The organism is Collinsella sp. TF08-11AT (genome assembly GCF_003437035.1).
Taxonomy (GTDB): Bacteria; Actinomycetota; Coriobacteriia; order Coriobacteriales; family Coriobacteriaceae; genus Collinsella.
Genome location: NZ_QSRL01000032.1, coordinates 1 through 1,062, shown reverse-complemented (window position 1 = coordinate 1,062; position 1,062 = coordinate 1). Strand labels below are relative to the sequence as shown.

Annotated in this window: 1 protein-coding gene; it reads right to left on the bottom strand. The window is 65.0% G+C overall.

Annotation, left to right across the window (positions count from 1 at the left end; all coding sequences use genetic code 11):
- On the bottom strand, positions 1-1,062 hold a 1,062-nt coding region (locus DXC79_RS09945; RefSeq protein WP_055252703.1), incomplete at its 5' end, for an SIS domain-containing protein.

Here is a 1,062-nt window from a genome sequence, read left to right as displayed (position 1 = left end):
TTAGTAGTCGAACTGGTGGTAGTAGCGGCGGTACTTGAGGTTGTGCTTGGTGACCAGCTCGTAGTTGCGCGAGAGGCGGTCGGTGGTCAGCACGGACAGGATCCAGGGGGACACGATGACGCGGAAGTCGTCGTCCAGGCCCGGGATCGCGTACTCGGCGGTGTCGATGATGACGTAGTCCTCGTCGCCGGTCACGCCGCTGGTGAGGAAGGCGCGGACGCGCTCGTCGAGGGCGCGGCACTCGTCCTCTCCCATGAACAGGAACACCGGGACGCCGGGCTCGAGCAGCTCGAGCGTGCCGTGGAAGAAGTCGTGCGAGGTGATGTGGCGGATGCGCTTCCACTGCATCTCCTCGAGCAGGCACATGGAGTACAGGATGGTCTCGCCCCACAGCGCGCCCGAGCCGATGAACATGGTGTAGTCGGCCAGCGCGTACTTCTTCGCGAGCTCCTCGGCGCGCGGCTCGAAGCGCTTGCGGATGTCGAGCATGTCCTTCCAGACGTCCTTCGTCTGCTCGATGAACAGGTCGAACTTGGGGAAGCAGCCGCGGCGGTTGAGCAGGCGCAGGCCGAAGCAGTCGGCGAGGTAGTAGCCCTTCTCGCAGCCGCCGGCGCCGTGGTCGGAGGCCATCATGACGCAGTTCTCGGCGCCCACGGCCCGGCCGATCTTGCCCTCGGGGTTGGTCATGGCGTAGACGCGCACGCCCATCTCCTTCATCTTGCCGATGGCCTCGAGCACCTCGGGGGTGGTGCCGGACTCGGAGGCGGTCAGCACGACGGACTTGTCGGTCATGCGCTTGTGGCCCATGACGTTCCACTCGGCGGCGTGGATCAGGTAGACCTCGAGGTCGCGGTCGCCGAACTTGTTCATGAGGTACTCGAGCTGCATGAACTCGTCCCAGGTGCCGCCGACGCCCATCAGGAAGACGGCGTCGTAGCCCTCCTCGTGCACGCGGTCGGCCAGCGCGGTCATCTTCTTGCCCGCCTCGTAGACGTTCCTGCCGTCCTCGAGGTAGCCCTCCTGGTCGAAGTGCATGATCTCGATCTTCTCGGTCTCCTTCAT